Source organism: Couchioplanes caeruleus, assembly GCF_023499255.1.
Taxonomy (GTDB): Bacteria; Actinomycetota; Actinomycetes; order Mycobacteriales; family Micromonosporaceae; genus Actinoplanes; species Actinoplanes caeruleus_A.
In genome coordinates this window covers 5,973,190-5,989,152 of the sequence record NZ_CP092183.1, presented here as the reverse complement: position 1 = coordinate 5,989,152, position 15,963 = coordinate 5,973,190, and the positions used below count along the sequence as shown (strand labels likewise).

12 protein-coding genes are annotated in these 15,963 nt (G+C 73.9%); 5 read left to right on the top strand and 7 right to left on the bottom strand.

Going from position 1 to position 15,963, the window contains the following annotated elements:
* Positions 1-16 precede the first annotated feature (16 nt).
* From COUCH_RS27745 to COUCH_RS27730, 4 genes are read right to left on the bottom strand one after another with little or no spacing between them, the layout of a single operon-like run.
* On the bottom strand, positions 17-319 hold the full coding sequence (locus COUCH_RS27745) for a putative quinol monooxygenase (RefSeq protein ID WP_249608161.1): 303 nt from the start codon (positions 317-319) through the stop codon (positions 17-19).
* Complete coding sequence (locus COUCH_RS27740; protein WP_249608160.1) at positions 316-1,428, bottom strand: hypothetical protein; 1,113 nt, start codon at positions 1,426-1,428, stop codon at positions 316-318. Before COUCH_RS27740 ends, COUCH_RS27745 begins: the two co-directional genes overlap by 4 nt.
* On the bottom strand, positions 1,400-2,014 hold the full coding sequence (locus tag COUCH_RS27735) for a class F sortase (RefSeq protein WP_249608159.1): 615 nt from the start codon (positions 2,012-2,014) through the stop codon (positions 1,400-1,402). Before COUCH_RS27735 ends, COUCH_RS27740 begins: the two co-directional genes overlap by 29 nt.
* Before the next feature lies 1 nt (position 2,015).
* A complete protein-coding gene (locus COUCH_RS27730; RefSeq protein ID WP_249608158.1) occupies positions 2,016-3,347 on the bottom strand; it encodes a hypothetical protein in 1,332 nt (443 codons plus the stop codon).
* Positions 3,348-3,526: 179 nt separating this feature from the next.
* Between COUCH_RS27730 and COUCH_RS27725 the strand changes: the two genes are divergently transcribed.
* Complete coding sequence (locus tag COUCH_RS27725) at positions 3,527-4,906, top strand: serine/threonine-protein kinase (RefSeq protein ID WP_249608157.1); 1,380 nt, start codon at positions 3,527-3,529, stop codon at positions 4,904-4,906.
* A gap of 62 nt (positions 4,907-4,968) precedes the next feature.
* Here the strand turns inward: COUCH_RS27725 and dacB are convergent, their stop codons facing one another.
* Positions 4,969-6,576, bottom strand: a complete 1,608-nt coding sequence (dacB, locus tag COUCH_RS27720) for a D-alanyl-D-alanine carboxypeptidase/D-alanyl-D-alanine endopeptidase (RefSeq protein WP_249608156.1) — start codon at positions 6,574-6,576, stop codon at positions 4,969-4,971.
* 119 nt (positions 6,577-6,695) lie between these two features.
* Positions 6,696-8,033, bottom strand: coding sequence for a M1 family metallopeptidase (locus COUCH_RS27715; RefSeq protein ID WP_249608155.1), 1,338 nt, complete (start codon positions 8,031-8,033; stop codon positions 6,696-6,698).
* Between the two features lie 156 nt (positions 8,034-8,189).
* Here COUCH_RS27715 and COUCH_RS27710 point away from each other — a divergent pair, with 156 nt between their 5' ends.
* Genes COUCH_RS27710 through COUCH_RS27700 form a run of 3 tightly spaced genes read left to right on the top strand, consistent with a single transcriptional unit; the run spans position 8,190 to position 12,770 of the window.
* Positions 8,190-9,644 (top strand): diguanylate cyclase domain-containing protein, encoded by a 1,455-nt coding sequence (locus tag COUCH_RS27710; RefSeq protein WP_249608154.1) that lies wholly within the window; start codon positions 8,190-8,192, stop codon positions 9,642-9,644.
* A 59-nt stretch (positions 9,645-9,703) separates the two neighbouring features.
* Positions 9,704-11,197 (top strand): S8 family serine peptidase, encoded by a 1,494-nt coding sequence (locus tag COUCH_RS27705; protein WP_249608153.1) that lies wholly within the window; start codon positions 9,704-9,706, stop codon positions 11,195-11,197.
* 25 nt (positions 11,198-11,222) lie between these two features.
* The gene (locus tag COUCH_RS27700) at positions 11,223-12,770 is read left to right on the top strand and encodes a GGDEF domain-containing protein (protein WP_249608152.1); all 1,548 of its coding nucleotides are present in this window, start codon (positions 11,223-11,225) and stop codon (positions 12,768-12,770) included.
* A gap of 38 nt (positions 12,771-12,808) precedes the next feature.
* Here COUCH_RS27700 and COUCH_RS27695 read toward each other — a convergent pair whose 3' ends face one another.
* Entirely contained in the window at positions 12,809-14,077 is a 1,269-nt protein-coding gene (locus COUCH_RS27695; RefSeq protein ID WP_249608151.1) for a prolyl oligopeptidase family serine peptidase, read from the bottom strand.
* Positions 14,078-14,237: 160 nt separating this feature from the next.
* Between COUCH_RS27695 and COUCH_RS27690 the strand changes: the two genes are divergently transcribed.
* Positions 14,238-15,926 carry a tannase/feruloyl esterase family alpha/beta hydrolase gene (locus COUCH_RS27690; protein ID WP_249608150.1) on the top strand — a complete coding sequence of 563 codons (1,689 nt, stop codon included), beginning with the start codon at positions 14,238-14,240 and terminating at the stop codon, positions 15,924-15,926.
* Positions 15,927-15,963: the final 37 nt, after the last annotated feature.

Sequence of the window (15,963 nt, the reverse complement as noted above, 5' to 3'; positions counted from 1 at the left end):
ACGCCTGCCGCCGGGCTCACTTCTCGTCGAAGAAGCGCAGCTCCGAAGGCTCCCGCAGCAGGTCCTCCAGGATCACGTTGCCGTCGACGTTGTACGGCTGCCGCATGTGCTCGTCCCACGCGGCCCGGGACCGGAACATCTCGAGCATCACCCAGGTGTCCGGGTCGTCCTGCGGCTGCACCAGGTGCATGAACACGCAGCCGGGCTCGGCCAGGCTGTTGCGGCGCATGGACTGCAACTGGTCCTCTGCCTCCCGCAGCCGGTCCGGCCGTGGCTTGATGGTCACCACCAGGAAGAAGGCCCTCTCCTCGTCGCTCATGGCTGCCTCATCTCCTCGACTCTGGCCCGGCCTCGCGCCGGCGGGTGCACGGTGGCGCGTCCCCGCGCCACGGGTGGTGCCTCCTGCGGGACCGGCGGCACCCGGGATCGGCGCCGGCGCACGACGACCGCCCCGGCCACCAGCACCGCGAGGCCCGCGACGGCGCCACCCAGAGCCAGCGCCGGCCGGGTGGGGAAGCGCCGCTTCGCCGCGGGAGAGGCCGGGGGCGCCGCGATGACCGCGTCACCGGCCAGCGTGAGGTCAGCGGTGTCCACGCGTACGGACACCCGCGCCGGCAGGGTCGGCGGGGTGGGCAGCTCCACGAGGTAGCGGCTCGCCAGCTCAGTCGACACCTGGTCGGCGGCGGGACCGATGTCGGGGTCGCGGGCCGGCGCGAAGAAGCCACCGGTGGCCGCCGCCGTGGCCGCCCAGTAGGAGCCCGCGTCCGGGGTGCCGACCACGACCAGGACCGTCCCGCTGCTGCGGAACCGTTCGGCGAGCGCGCCGGCGTCCTCGCCACCCGCATCCGGTCCGGTCGTGTAGAGCACCACGAGCCGCCGGCCGGGCGCCGCCGCGGGGAACTGCCGCAGCCCCAGGGCCAGCGCCGTGGCGGTGTCCCGGTCACCGCGGGCCGGCACGGACGACAGCGCCCGCACCGGGTCGGCGGGACCGCGCTGCGGCCCGGCGATCACCGTGGCGGGCGCCGAGCCGGCGATCACCACCGCCTGGGCGCCGGCGGGCGCCTCGAGGGCGAACCGGGCGCCGGCGCTGCGCCACGCCGGCAGCGTCGCGGCCCCGGCGACCGACGTGTCGACGACCAGCGCGACGGCCGTGGCGTCGGACATCACCGGCTCCAGGGTCGCCCACTGCGGGACGCCGTCGCGGGTGACCGTCACGGTGCGCGGGCCCGCCCGCGTGCTCGCGCCCAGGTCGACGACCAGCGCCGTCTGCTCGCCGCGCACCAGCACCGCGGCGACCGGGAGCGGCAGCGGGGCGGCCGCCGCCGGGGCACCGGCCCACGGGACCGTCGCCGCCACCATGATCAGCGCGGACAGCGCCGGACCCGGCCCGCGCCGGCGCTCAGACGTGGTCGGCGAACACGATGACATTGTCCCGGTAGCTTCCTCGAGCGCGGTCGAAGCTTCCGCCGCAGGTGACGAGCCGGAGGGTGGCGTCCAGCGTGGGCGCGTACACGAGATCGGTCGGGAACGCGGTCTTCGAGGTCTGCGACACCCCGGTCACCCGGAACGTCACCGTGCTGCCGTCGGCGCGGTCGACGGCGATCAGCGTGCCGGGCCGTACGGTGCTCAGCCGGGCGAAGACCCCGGGGCCGCGACGCGAGTCGACGTGACCGAGGAGCACCGCGGGCCCCGGCTGCCCGGGGCGGGGGCCGCCCTCGTACCAGCCGGCCACATCGGGGCGGGCGGGCACCTCGACGGTGCCGTCGCGCTGCAGGCCCAGCCGTTGCAGCGCGCTGTCGACGTGCAGGGCCCGGATCCGCAGGCGTACCGGCCGCGCCACGACGGTGTAGGTGCGCGCCGAGCGGAAGCGGTCAGCCGCGACCGGTGCCGGGTCCGTGGGTGCGACGGGTGCCGCGCCGCCCGGGCGGGGAACGGGCGGCGCGGCGCCGGTGAGCACCGCGATCATCGCCGTCGTCAGGCCGGCGAGGGCTGCTGTCCGGGCGTACGCGGGCATGTCACCCGTGCTCCGCGACACCGGCGAGGCCGCCGTACCCGGTCTGCGCCCCGCCGTGCGGCAGGCGCGCGGCGACGGTCGCGCCGAACCCGTCCGCCAGCCGGCGGGCCAGGGCGAACATGTGCTCGTACGTCCGGCCGGCGAGATCCTGGGCGCCGCGGTAGTCCCGGGCGGCGTACGCGTCGGCGTGCTCGATCAGCATCCGGTCGTGCTCCTGCAGCGCCGCGGACAGGTCCGCCGCCGACACCCGTCCGCCGGTCGCCGGGGCGAGCACCGCGGCCATGTCGTGTTCGAACGTCCGCAGTTCCGCCTGTGCCCGGTGCCTGCGGTCCGGTTTGCCGGCGGCCGTGGCACCCGCGTACCCCACGAGCAGCTCCACGTGCGAGGCCCACAGCGACTGGAACCGCCGCGCGGTGGACGCGCCGAACAGCGTGTCGACCGCGGCCGCGAGATCCCGCGTGTTGTCGTTGAGCATGTCGCCGGCGGCGTCGAAGTCGGGGGTGTTCGCGACCGCCGCCCGGTTCACGTCCTCGAGCAGCACGGCGTGCTCGGCCAGGACCTCGCCCAGCTGGGACCGCAGCCGCCAGACGGGCGCGCGCAGGGTGGCCCGGTCGGCCGCCGGCAGCAGCGCGTCGGCCAGCGTCAGGCCCAGGCCGTACGTGTGCTGGTAGCCCTCCCGGTACAGCCGGTCGGCGGTGGCGTAGTCGGCCGCCGCGTACGCGTCCGCCTGCCCGGTGAGGTGGCCGACGTGCATGACGACCGCGGCGCGCGCCGCTTTGGGGGACAGCCGGCCGTGCGACGCCCCGGCGAAGAACCGGCCGAGTTCCTGTTCGTCCTCGACCAGCTCCGCGCGGGCCCGGCCCTTCGCGGCGTTGTCCCGATCGGCCACGGCGCCCGCGTACGCCACCAGCGCCACGACGTGGCCGGACCACATCGGCCGGAACTTCTCCGCGGTGGCGGCGCCGAAGAGCTGTCCGACCAGGGTGGTCATGGCGTCGGTGTTGCCGCCCAGCGCGGCGTTCGCGGCCTGCGCGAAGGACTCGTCGCCGCGGATCCGGCTGCGCATCAGGTCGGCCGCCAGCGCCGAGTGCTGTCCCAGGAGGGCCTGGAAGCGCACCGCCAGGTCGGCGGCGGAGGGCCGCGCCGCTGCGGCGGCAGCCGTCACCGGATGCTCCGGCCCGTGGATGGCCTGCCCGTGGGCGGCCGCCGCGTGGGCGGCCGGCCCGTGGGCGGCCGGCCGGAGCGAGGCGGCCCCGGCCGGGAGGGCCACGGCCAGCCCGGCGCAGAGCAGGGAGAGCAGGTGCCGGCGAGGGCCGGTGTTGCGTGTCCGCATTCGCATCATCCCCGTCGGACGGTGATGTCGCCGCCGACCCTACGCTCGCATCGAGATCGGTCGAGTCCTCCGAGCGGACCATCCGGCATGGCCCGAAATCCGCGCAACACGAGATGAAATCCCCCGGCGGCGGCGGGTACGGTCGGGGATGCCGGTGCCCGCCAATCCGAGGTGACCGCATGGCCGACCGAGAGATGGCCGACGCAGAGATGGCCGACGGCCGGCTCGTGGCCGGGCGGTACCGGCTGCTCCGGCCCCTGGCCGCCGGGGGTGCGAGCCAGGTATGGCTGGCCACCGACGAGATGCTGCACCGCCGGGTCACGGTCAGGAAGTGCGGGCTGACCATGCCGCAGGCCCGCGCCCTGGCCCGGATCGGCGACCCGAACCTGCTCGGCGTCCTCGACGTCCTGCCCGGTGACGACGAGCCGTGGATCGTGCTGGAGTACGTCCCCGCCCGCTCGCTGCTGCAGGTCGTCCGGGAGGCGGGCCCGCTCGAGCCGGCCCGCGCCGCCACCATCGGCCTCGCGGTGCTGCACGCGCTGACCGCGATGGGCAGCACTGGCGTGCCGCATGTGGACGTCGAGCCGGCCACCGTCCTGATCGGAGACGCCGGCCGCGTCGTGCTCTCGGACATCGGCCCGCCGCTCACCACCGCCGACTCCGGCGCCGTCCGCGGATCGGCGCGGTACCGGGCGCCGGAGCGAGCGTCCGGCGAGGGCCCCACCGTGCCGGCCGATCTGTGGTCGCTGGGCGCCACGTTGTTGCACGCCGTGGAGGGGCGCCCGCCGGCTGCCGGCGGCACCCCGGACCCACCGCGGCAGGCCGGGCGGCTCACCGCCGTCCTGGAGAGCCTGCTGCGGGCCGACCCCTCGGCCCGGCCGTCGCCGTCCGAGGTGGAGGAGGCCCTGCGCCGCGTGGCGACACCGCCCCCGCCTGCTGAGGAGCGCCCGGCCGCCGCGGCCGTACCGCCGGCACCGCAGCGGTTCCGGTGGGCTGTGCTCGCCGCGGTCACGGTCATCGCGGCGGCGGCGGCGGCGGGCGCGGCGGCGACCAGGACCGGCGACGACCGGGTTGCGCCGCGGCCGCCGGCGCCGGCCACCCCGAGCGCCCGCCCGCATCAGGCGCTGCCGCGCGGCTTCACGTGGTGGAACGATCCCGCGGGCTTCCGGGTGGCCGTCCCGCGCGGATGGCGGCACCGGCACGACCCCGGCGGTGTGCTGGCGCTGACCGGCCCGCCCGGCCGGCCCACCCTGCGCGTCAGCGGGCCGGCCGGGCGCCCGCCGGACGTCTTCACGGCTCTCACCGCCGAGGAGAGCAGAAGGACACTCGCGGCGTACCGGCGCGTGCGGATCGAGGCGCTGCCCGGTCCGTCGGCCGCGGTGTGGGAGTACACGTTCCAGGACCCGTCCGGCGTCCCGATGCGCGGCCAGCGCCGGCTCCTGGTCACGGACGGGCACGCGTACGCCCTCGAATGGCGCGCGCCGAGGTCCGCGTGGGCGGCGAACCTGCCGACGGTGACCGTGGTCCTGGACAGCTTCGAACCCGTGGCCGGCGCCTGACCCCGGACAGCGAGACGCCGCCCGGATCGACCATGACCGGGCGGCGTCTCACGGCCGTACGACTAGCAGGCGCCGGGCACCCAGGAGCACTCGACGTCCTCGCCCTTGCGGGTGACGACGTGGCGCTGGACGGCCGGCAGCCGGCTCTCCCGCAGCGACGCCGCCTCCGGGCCGCCGGAGCTGGCCATCGCCACCGCGGCGGTGTCGAGGATGTCACTGACGTTCGACTGCGCGGCATTGGAGATCGACGAGAACACCAGCTTGCGGCCGCCGCGGTCGGTCACGTACCCGGAGAGCGCGTTGACGCCGGTCAGCGTGCCCGTCTTGCCGTGCAGGTTACCGGCGGCCGGGGTGCCGCGCATGCGGCTGGCCAGGGTGCCGCCGACCAGCGGGCTGGGGTCGCCGGCGATGGGCAGCGCGGCGTACCAGGTGGCGAACCACGGACGGTCCTGCGCGGCCTTCAGCAGCGTGGCCACCTGCGCCGTGGTGAGCCAGTCGCGGCGGGTCAGGCCGGAGCCGTCACCCATGGTGATCTTGCTCGTGTCGACCCCGATCGCCTTGAGGGCGGCGGTCGCCGCCGGCAGGCCGGTGCCCCAGCTGCCGGCCGAGGCCGGCGTCTTCGCCCGGCCCATCGCCTTGGTGAGCAGCTCGGCGTGGCCGTTGTTGGACAGCTTCAGGAAGTACGGCAGGAGCTGGCTGAGCGGGATCGAGGCGTGATCGGTGATCGTCTTCGCCGTGCTGGGGGTGGCGCCGGTGGTGGTGGAGCCGGAGACCGTCACGCCGTGGCGCTTCAGGGCGTCGCGGAACACGCCGGCCGCCACCTGGGTCGGGTCCTGCACCGACACGAGGTTGACCTTCGCGGCGCCGGCGAGCGGGATCGAGCCGGTCACGGTGATGGTGTTGGTGCCGTGCCCGCGGGTGGCCGACACCGTGGTCGCCGTACCCTTCGCGCCGGTCACGGTCTTGTTGACGATCTTCACGACCGTGTTGGCGGGCGTGAGCGTCACGACGCCCGCCTTGCTCGCGGCGCTGCCGGGCTTGGTCTGCACGGCGACGGCGCCCGCGTTGTAGTTGGCGTCCGCGGCGACGGTCAGCGCGGAGATCGGCGCGTTGTCGGCGTACGTCTCGTCCTGCCAGGACCAGTCCAGGCCCAGCGGGGTGCGGTCGAACCAGGTGTCGTCGGCGACCAGCGAGCCGGTGAACTTCGTGATGCCGGCCTGCGACACCGCCTTGGCGAGCGCGTCGAACTGCGCGTACGTCATGGTCGGGTCGCCCTGGCCGCGCAGGTAGATGCTGCCGGACACGGTCTTGCCGCTCTTGGTGCCGGAATACCGGGTGATCGTGTGGAACTTGTAGCCCGCGCCGAGGACCTCCAGGGCCGCGGCGGAGGTCATCAGCTTCTCGTTGGAGGCGGGGATGACCCGCTGCTCGGCGTTGTGCGAGTAGATGATCGACCCGCTGGCCGCGTCGCGCACCTGCAGCCCGGTGGTGGAACCGGCCAGCCGCGAGTCGGCGAGGATCTGGTCCAGCGTCGCGACCAGGGCGGTGTCCGAAGCGGACGTCGTCGTCCCGGCGGAAGCGGTGCCGACGGCGACCGCCGTAGCGGTGACGGCAACGGCGACCACAGCCAGGGCCGGGAGCACCGGCCCCTTGATACGCGCTCTACGCATGAAATCCGCTCTGCTCTCGTCGGGGATCGTCGGAGGGTGGCGGCACATCCTCGCACGGCGGCGCTCGCCGGTGGGGGCACCGGCCGGGCACGCCGGCCGGTACCCCGCTGCGCCGCTGGTCAGCCCTCGACGCGGTGCGCCGCCCAGAACGACGTCAGGTCGGTCGGGCCCGCGGCGGCCTGCGCGGCCGCCTTGAAGTCGGCGACCGTGGAGATGCCGTACCAGTGCGACGCGGCGTACGACTTGAGCAGGTTCGCCATCGCCGTCGTGCCGATCAGCCGGCGCAGGTCGTGCAGGGTGCACTTGCCGTAGCCGTACACGACGGTGCTGTAGCGGTTGGAGTGCTGGTCCCAGTACGCCATCGAGTTGGTCAGCTTCTCCGCCGACGACTGCCAGGTGATCCCGCAGCCCGAGCCGGTCTTGTTGAAGTACAGGTCGGTGGCGTAGTCGGTGAAGCCCTCGTCGAGCCACGGCGTGCTGTACTCGTCGTCGCCGACGATGCCGTAGAACCACTGGTGCGCCAGCTCGTGCGCGAGCGCGGTGGAGCTCACCAGGTCGAGCACGAAGCCGGGGTACTCCATGCCGCCGAACCAGAAGCCGTTGTCGAGCACCACGTCGGCCTCGCCGTACGGGTACGCGCCGAACCGGCCGGCGTGCGCGTCGAGGGAACCGGTGGCCACGTTCAGCATCGACTTCGCGCTCGCGGAACTGATCGAGCCGACCGAGTAGACGTTGACGGCCACGCCACCCGCGGTCCTGCCGCTGATCTTCTTGAACGGCCCGGCGGCCCAGGCGAACTCGCGGACCTGCCTGCCCACGGCCCGGGTGACCGTACGCCCGCTCGTCCCGGCCGTGTCGGTGGAGGTGCCCGTCGCCGGCACCAGCACGGACGACGGATGGTCCAGGGTGACGTCGTAGTCGCTGGCCAGCGCGTAGAAGGACTCGCCGTTGTTGGTGTACGGGTCCAGATGCCAGCCCGCGGCGTCACGGACCGCCAGCACCGGCAGCGCGTTGCCGATGAAGTAGTAGCTGCCGTCGTGGCCGAACCGGTCGACGCCCGAGGGCACGACGATGCGCAGGTCGAAGCCGATGCCGGCGGTGCCGCCCTGGGCCAGCGGCGTGGGCAGCGTGATCTTCAGGGCGGTGCAGCCCACCTCCAGCGCGCCGGCCGTGCCGCCGGTGACGTTGCTGACGGTGATCGGGGTGGACGGGCAGCTGCCGTGGTAGTTGTCCCAGAGCCGCAGGTAGACCTCGCTCAGCGGGGTGGCGGACGGGTTGCTGAACGTCACGCTCTCGTGCCCGGTCCACGTGCCGCCGGCGGCATCGCTGGTGAGGGAGATCGTGTACGCCGGGGTGGCCGGCGTGCGGGTGGCGTCGGCGGCCGCCGCGGCCGGGGTCGCCGGCACCGCGAGGCCCGCGCTGATCGCGAGCACGCCGGTCAAGAATCTGGAGAGCATCTGCCGTCCTGTCGGTCGCCGGAAGTCGGACATCGATCAGCATGATTCGCGGTCGCCGCGCGTGGCAACGGGGGAACCCCTTGCGCTGCCCGGATCGACCCTGATTGCTACCGACCGTGCACTCCGATCGGGCCGCCGCGCGTCGATGGGGCGGACATGGTCCAGCGCTCGCTCCGCACGGGGTACGCCCACGTGCGGTCATTCGTCCAGCGGGACCCCATGCGGTCGCTGCGGCTGTTCTTCCTGACCTCGCTGGCGCTCTGCGCGACCGGTCTGACCGTGCAGACCCGGCACGCCGGTCTCGGCGCCGACGTGACGACGCTGTGCGCGGCGGTCCAGCTGTTCGGCTTCGCACTGCGGATCGTGGAGTTCCGCCGCGCGCGCCCGCTGCCGATCTGGGTCGACGCGCTCGAGCTGGCCGCCGTGCTGGCCCTGTTGTCGCAGGTCACCGACGTCTCACCGGTGATCAGCACGTTCTTCATGGCGGTGCTGTTCCGCGCGGCGATCGGCGGGCTGCCCCGGCTGCTGCTGTCGCAGGCCGGCTACCTCGGCGTCTGGGCGATCGCGATCGCCATGCCCTGGCACGTCGAGCCGGTGCCCGGCGCGATGATCTCGCTGCCCACCACCAGCCTCATGGTCTACGGCACGCGGGCCCTGATGGCGAAGCTGCAGGAACAGCAGAAGGACCGCAACGCGCTGCTCGGCGGCGTGCTCACCGAGCTGCCGTTCCCGGTGGTGGTCACCGACGACGCCGGCGAGGTGGTACTGGCCAACCCCGCGGTGACCGACCTCGTCGGCTGGTCCGGCGCGGAGGCGCCCGGCCTGCACCGGCTGCGGCTGCAGGATCTGGAGGGCCGCCCGGTCGACCTGCGCGAGCTGGCCGCCGGCGGTGCTCGCACCAGGATCGAGGTACGGCTGGTCCGGCCGGACGGCGTGACCCTGCAGCTCGTGGTGCAGACCGTGCCGATGACCGCGAGCCTGTCCCAGGGCGCCGGCGTGGTGCTGGCCCTGCTCGACGTCACGTCGCAGCGCGCGTACGAGGAGCACCTGCACCGGGCCGCCTACTACGACATGCTGACCGGGCTGCCGAACCGCCGCCTGCTGTTCGAGCGGCTCGGGCTGGCACACAGCACCGGCACCGGGTACGCGATGCTGCTGATCGACCTGAACGACTTCAAGGCCGTCAACGACACCCACGGCCACAAGGTCGGCGACGAGCTGCTCACCGCCGTCGCGCAGCGGATCGACGCCGCGGCCGGTGACACGGCGACCGTGGCGCGCCTCGGCGGCGACGAGTTCGCGGTGCTGCTCCCGCACGCCGGCGCCACCGGGGCCGAGGTCGTGGCCCGGGCCGTACGGGACTCCTTCGCCGCGCCGTTGCAGCTCAGCTGCGGTCCGCTGCAGAGCGGCGGCACGGTCGGCGTCGCGATCGCCGGGCCGGGGCAGACGCCGGACGAGGTGATCGAGCGCGCCGACCACGCCATGTACCTCGCCAAGTCCGTGGCCAGGCGGCGCCACCGTGCCCCGCTCGGCCCGCGCAACGACGTGCCCGCTGACCGATCGGACGAGGGCTGCCACCGACCGGCCACCATTTCCGCACCTGATTCATAACCTGCGCCGTCCTGCCGAGTGAAGGGCCACATCGTCCGCAGGCGTCGAAGGAGCAGCAGTTGACTGGGAAAGGTCGCCTCAGGGCCGCCGGGGCGGTGGTCGTCACCGCAGCCGCGCTGCTGCACGCGAGCGCCGCGGACGCCGCCACCACGACGCCGTCGTTCACCGACTACAGCTACACCGCCACCGCGGCCGGGCTCGCCGACGTCCGCCGGATCGTCCGCGACGACGTGGCGGCGGCCGCCGGCTACACCGGCAAGGGCGTCGGCATCGCGCTCATCGACACCGGCGTCGTGCCGGTGCCGGGCCTCACCAGCGGCAACGTGGCCAACGGGCCGGACCTGTCGCTGGAGTCGCAGGTGCCGGGCCTGTTCCGCCGCGACACGTACGGCCACGGCACGCACCTGGCCGGCATCATCGCGGGCCGCGACGCCGCCGGGGGCGGCTTCCAGGGCCTCGCCCCCGACGCCAGGCTGCTGTCGATCAAGGTGGGCGCGGCCAACGGGGCGGTGGACGTCACGCAGGTGATGGCGGCCGTCGACTGGGTGGTGGCGCACCGCAACGACGACCCCGCGAACCCGATCAAGGTCCTGAACCTGTCGTACGGCACCGACAGCACGCAGAGCTGGGTGACCAGCCCGCTCAGCGAGGCCGTGGAGAACGCGTACCGGGCCGGCATCAGCGTGGTCGTGGCCGCCGGCAACACCGGGGGGAACATCCTGCTGCCCGGCTCGAACCCGTACATCATCACGGTCGGGGCGACCGACCCGCAGGGCACCACCAACCCGGCCGACGACCGGATCGCGTCGTTCAGCAGCACCGGTACGTCGTGGGGCAACGGCCCGGACGTGATGGCGCCGGGCCGCTCGATCGTCTCGCTGCGCGACCCCGGCAGCTACGCCGACGTGAACTACCCGTCGGCCCGGGTGGGGGACCGGTTCTTCAAGGGCAGCGGCACCTCCCAGGCCGCGGCGGTGGTCAGCGGCGCCACGGCGGTGCTGCTGCAGAAGTACCCGAGCCTGTCGCCGATGCAGGTCATGTGCTACCTGCGGGCCACCGGAAGCCCGGTCGCCGGCTCGTCGGCCCCGCAGGTCAACCTGCAGACGGCGTTGCGGTCCACGCTGACCGGGTGCAGCCAGAGCGGTACCACCGTCACCGGTCTGGGCAGCATCCAGAAGGACCGCGGCTCGTCGCTGGTGACCAACGGCGGGGTCGCGCTGACCGGGGAGCGGGACATCTTCGGCCCGCTGAGCACGGCGGTGTGGGCGCCGGCGAGCGCCGCCCACACGTCCTGGAGCGGCGGGAACTGGATGGGCCGCCCGTGGACGGGCACCGGCTGGGTCAGCCCGTCGGACGGGCAGGCGAACTGGGGCGGCAAGACCTGGTCCGGCAAGACGTGGTCGGGCAAGACCTGGTCCGACGTCGCGTGGGCGGGGCAGACCTGGTCCGGCAAGACGTGGTCCAACAGCAACGGCGCCGCGCCGATGTGGAACGGGGCGAACTGGTCCCTCGCCGGCTGGCTCTCCGCCGGCGACAAGGGCTGGACGTCCTGAGCCGTGAATGACGTGAGGAGGCGTGGTGGACGCACCGGGGCTCGCCCGCTCGTTGGATGACCTGGAGCAGTACCAGGGTCACGACATCGGTGCGAACCTGGCGTCCGCCACGGCCATCGAGCTGCAGGCCCGGGCCTGCGGCGAGACCGTCCTGCAGCTGCGCGCCCGGCTGGTCCGGGCCGACATGGAGCAGCGCAACGGCGACCGCGGCAGCGCGGCCCAGGTGTTCCTGGAGGTCCGGCGGCGGGCGCAGGACCTGGGGTCCCGCCCGCTGCTGGCCCGCAGCCACTTCCACCTCGCGCTGACCTACAACTACCTCGGCGACCACGCCGCCAGCCTCGAGCACGCGATCAGCGCCACCGAGCTGCTCGAGGAGGACGCGGCGCCGGGCCTGCGGGTGATCTACCTGCTCCGGCTGGCGAACGCCCTCGGCGACGTCGGCTCCATCGCCGCGGCGCGCGAGCGCTACCGGGAGGCCGAGCAGCTGGCGATCGCCATGGGCGATCTGCACCGGCGGCTGCAGGTGCTGAACAACCGCGCGTACACCGAGTTCGAGGCCGGCGAGCTGGCCGCCGCGGCGACCGTCGCCGGGCGGATGCGCGTGGTCGCCGCCACCCTGGGCCGCGGCTTCCTCATCGTCGAACGCGACACGGTCGCGAACATCGAGATCGCCCTCGGCCGGTACGCGGCGGCCGAGCAGACGCTGCTCTCCCTGGTGGAGACGCCGCTCTGGTACGAGATGCACGACCTGGCGGAGGCCATCCTCACCCTGGCCCGGGCCCAGCGTGGCATCGGCGCGCTCCGCCGCGCGCAGCAGAGCCTCGACCGCAGCCGCGCGCTGTGCGAGGAACGGGAGCTCACCGGCGTCGGGGTGGCCGTGATGGCCGAACAGGCCGAGCTGTACGCCGCGACGGGCGCCTTCGAGCAGGCCTTCGTCGAGTACAAGCGCTACCACGCGGCGGGCGAGCTGCTCCGCTCCGCCCAGCAGGAGGCACGCGCGTCCACCCGGCAGGTGATGTTCGAGACGGCCCAGGCCCGCAACGACGCGGAACGCTACCGCGAGCAGGCCCTGCGCGACCCGCTCACCGGCCTGCACAACCGGCGCTACGTGGACGACCACCTGCCCGCCGCGGTCGCCCTCGCCGCCGAGACCCGCTCGCCGCTGACCATCGCGCTGGTGGACATCGACCACTTCAAGCGCATCAACGACACGCTGTCCCACGACACCGGCGACGAGGTGCTGGTGGCGGTGGCCCAGCAGCTGCGCTCCGTGCAGCAGACGGTGGCCGAGACGGGCTTCGTCGCCCGGATGGGCGGCGAGGAATTCCTCGTGGTGCTGCCGGGCATCGCCGCCGGGCAGGCCGCGAGCACGCTGGAGGCGCTGCGCCAGGCGGTCGCCTCGCACCGCTGGCGCCCGGTGACCGGCGAGCTGCCGGTGACCGTCAGCGTCGGGGCGACCGCAACCCTCGGCGACGACGCGGTGCCGGCCCTGCTCGCCGACGCGGACCGGATGCTGTACGCCGCCAAGAACGCCGGCCGCGACCGGGTGATGGTCTTGGCGACCGCGGCCTGATCAGCCCCCGCCCGGCCGGGCACGCCGGGCGCCGGCGGTCAGCGCCGTTGCTCCGCCATCCACTGCCAGATGTGCGTGCCGTGGACGCTCGGGTCGTTGCGGGCCACGTAGATCCAGGACCAGTGGCCGGGGAACTGGTGGCCGTTCCGGACGACGTGGTCGTACAGCGTGATCAGGGAGCCCGGGATGAGGTCGTGCGCGTGCACGGTGTTGGTCTCCGGCGGCACGGTGTCGTCGTCGCGGGAGGCGACCAGCCAGGTCGGCGTACGGATGCCGCGCAGCTCGTCGTCGGTGATCACCCTCGGGCCGCCGGGCTGCAGCGACTCGACGACCCCGCAGACCGGTACGGAGGCGGCGAACAGCCGGGGGTACTCGACGGTCATCTTCAGGCTCATGTAGCCGCCGTTGCTGCACCCGGCGACGTAGATGCGGTCCCGGTCGATCCGGTGCCGGCGCGCCAGGTCGCCGACGATCTCGCGGATGAGCGGGGCGAAGCGGTCGCCGTCCTCGAGCCAGTACGAGGTGCTCTGCGGCGCCACGACGTACGCGCCGGAGAAGATCCGCTGGGCCTCGTCGGTCGCGAAGCCGAGCGCCCCGCGGTTGGCGCGCAGCGTGGTCTCGTTGTCGTAGTAGTTGTCGGGGAGCGAGGCGCCCTCGCCGCCGCCGTGCAGCCAGACGACGAGCGGGTGCCCCCGGCGGCCGGCGGCGCGGCGGTGCGGCGAGTACAGGCGGTATTTCATGCCCGACCCGGAGGTGTGGTAGCTGAACGCGTCGACCTCCGGGTTGGACAGCCGGCCCTGGACGAGGTCCGAGAACATCACGGGGCGGTGCCCGCGGACGACCACCGGGGCGTTCTGCGTGACGGTGTAGTCGAGGTCGAGCTGGACGTTGCGGCCGCGGCCGGCGATGTAGCCGAGCGTTCCGCCGCCGACCTGACCCTCGGCGTACGCGAGCTCCAGCACGATGTCGCCGTGCCGGTCGAGCCGGGCGGCGGTCACCGTGCGGTCCAGGTCGTACTCGCTGAAGATCTGGTCGCCGGGCGCGATCGGGATCGGGCTGGTGGCCCGGGCGTGCACGCTGAAGGTGCCGGTGGTCAGGCTCGCCGGGTCGACCCGGCCGACGCGGGCCGTGCCGAGGGTGATTGAGGTGACCTGCTCGCCGCCGTCGAGCGTCTCGGCGTTGAGCGTGAACCGCACCCGGGTGCCCGGATGGCCGCCGGCCCGAGCGGCCGCTCCGGGAAGGGTGAGCCCGGCGGCTGCGCCCGCGCCGGCGGCCAGGACGGAGCGACGGCTGATCGGCTGGCCCATGCGGTCTCCTCGTGTCGATCACGCTAGATGTCACGCATCGTCGTCGGTCTATCACAAAAACGCCGCGCAGTGGAAGGTGGCCCGGCCACACGCATTGACTTCGATCTCTGCCCGGACGGACGATGCAACGGCTGCGCCACCGCAGGAAGGAGTGAGTCCCATGTCCCGGCTCACCCGTCGAATCGCCGCCCTGGCCACGTCCGTGATCACCCTCGGCGCCGCGGTCGGGGTGGGGTCGGGCGCCGGGGCCGCGCCGCAGCCCGCGGTGGCGCCGGGCCGCATCGCACCCGTGGTCTCGTGCCCGGCGCTGGCCACCCTCGACCTCGCGCGGGTGCGGACGTCGGTCGGCGGCGCCGCCGAGGTGACGCGCGAGGGACACCGGTACTGCTCCGTCACCGGGTACATCAGCCCGCAGACCCGCTTCGAGGTGCTGCTGCCGGTGTCCACGTGGGCCGGCGACTACCTGCAGCAGGGCTGCGGCGGCTTCTGCGGGGCCGTCGGGCTGTCGCTGACCGACCCGTCCCGGACCAGCGGCTACCAGGCGCCGTTCCCGGCGCTGGGCAACGGCGAGCTCGTCGTCGCGGCCGACGACCAGGGCCACGAGGCTGCGGTCAACACGGACACCCTGTGGGCGCGCGACGACCCGCAGCTGCGGGTGGTCTTCGGCTATTCGTCCGAGCACAGCATGGCGATCACCGCCCGCGCCCTGATCCGCGCGTACTACGGGCGCGACGCGGCCCGCCGGTACTTCGACGGCGTCTCGGACGGCGGTCACGAGGCACTCGACCTGGCGCAGCGCTTCCCCGGGGACTTCGACGGCATCGTCGCCGGTGCGCCGGCCAACAACTGGTCGGCGCTCGCCGGGCTCTTCGAGCCCTGGCTGGCCCGGGTGAACCTCGACCGCCACGACCGGCAGATCCTCACCGCGGAGAAGCTGCCCGCGCTGCACGCCGCGGTGATGCGGGCCTGCGCCGGCGCGGACGGGGTCATCACCGATCCGCGCGCGTGCACTTTCCAGCCCTCGGCGCTGCGCTGTCCCGCGGGAACCGACACGCCCGCCTGCCTGACCGCGCCCCAGATCGCCGTGGTCCGCGCGTTCTACCGGGGTCCGGTCGACAGGCGGGGCCGCAACCTGTTCGACGGCGGCATGCCGTACGGCTCGGAGCTGGCCTGGCAGGTGTGGGCCGTGCAGCCGGCGGCGGACGCGGCGGCCCCCGGGGACACCGTGGCGGCGGCCCTGGGATTGAACTATCTGCGCAACGCCGCCTTCTGGCACAACCCGCCGGTCACCATGGGCCTGCGCGACGTGCGCTTCACGGTCGCCGAGCACCGGCGGCTGCAGGAGGTCGGCGACATCTACGACGCGACCAACCCCGACCTGCGCCGGTTCGCGGCCCGCGGCGGCAAGCTGATCATTTATCACGGCTGGGCGGATCAGGCGATCCCACCGTTCGAGAGCCTGGACTACTACCGCGAGGTCAGCCGGTGGTCCGGCGGCTTCACCCGCGCGCAGTCGTTCTCCCGCCTCTACATGATCCCCGGCCTGTACCACTGCCCGTGCGGGCAACCGGTGGACGGCGACCCCGCCACGGTGGTGGACATGATGACGCCGCTGGTGCGCTGGGTCCGCGACGGCATCGCCCCGGGGACGCTCACGCTGCCGGTCACCGCCGGGTCGACCGGCCGGCCGCCGGCGCACCTGTCGGTGCGGCCGTTCGACCCGGCCGGGCGAGCGCCGCACAACAACGGCCTCAACAGCGACTACCACTATGTCGGGTACGCGACCACGTACCGGCCGGGCGCGGCGCTGTGGTGCCGCCAGGACGGTCCCGCGTTGCGATGCACGTAGGAAATGGGCTTGCGCTCCGGAAGCGGTTCCGTACGGT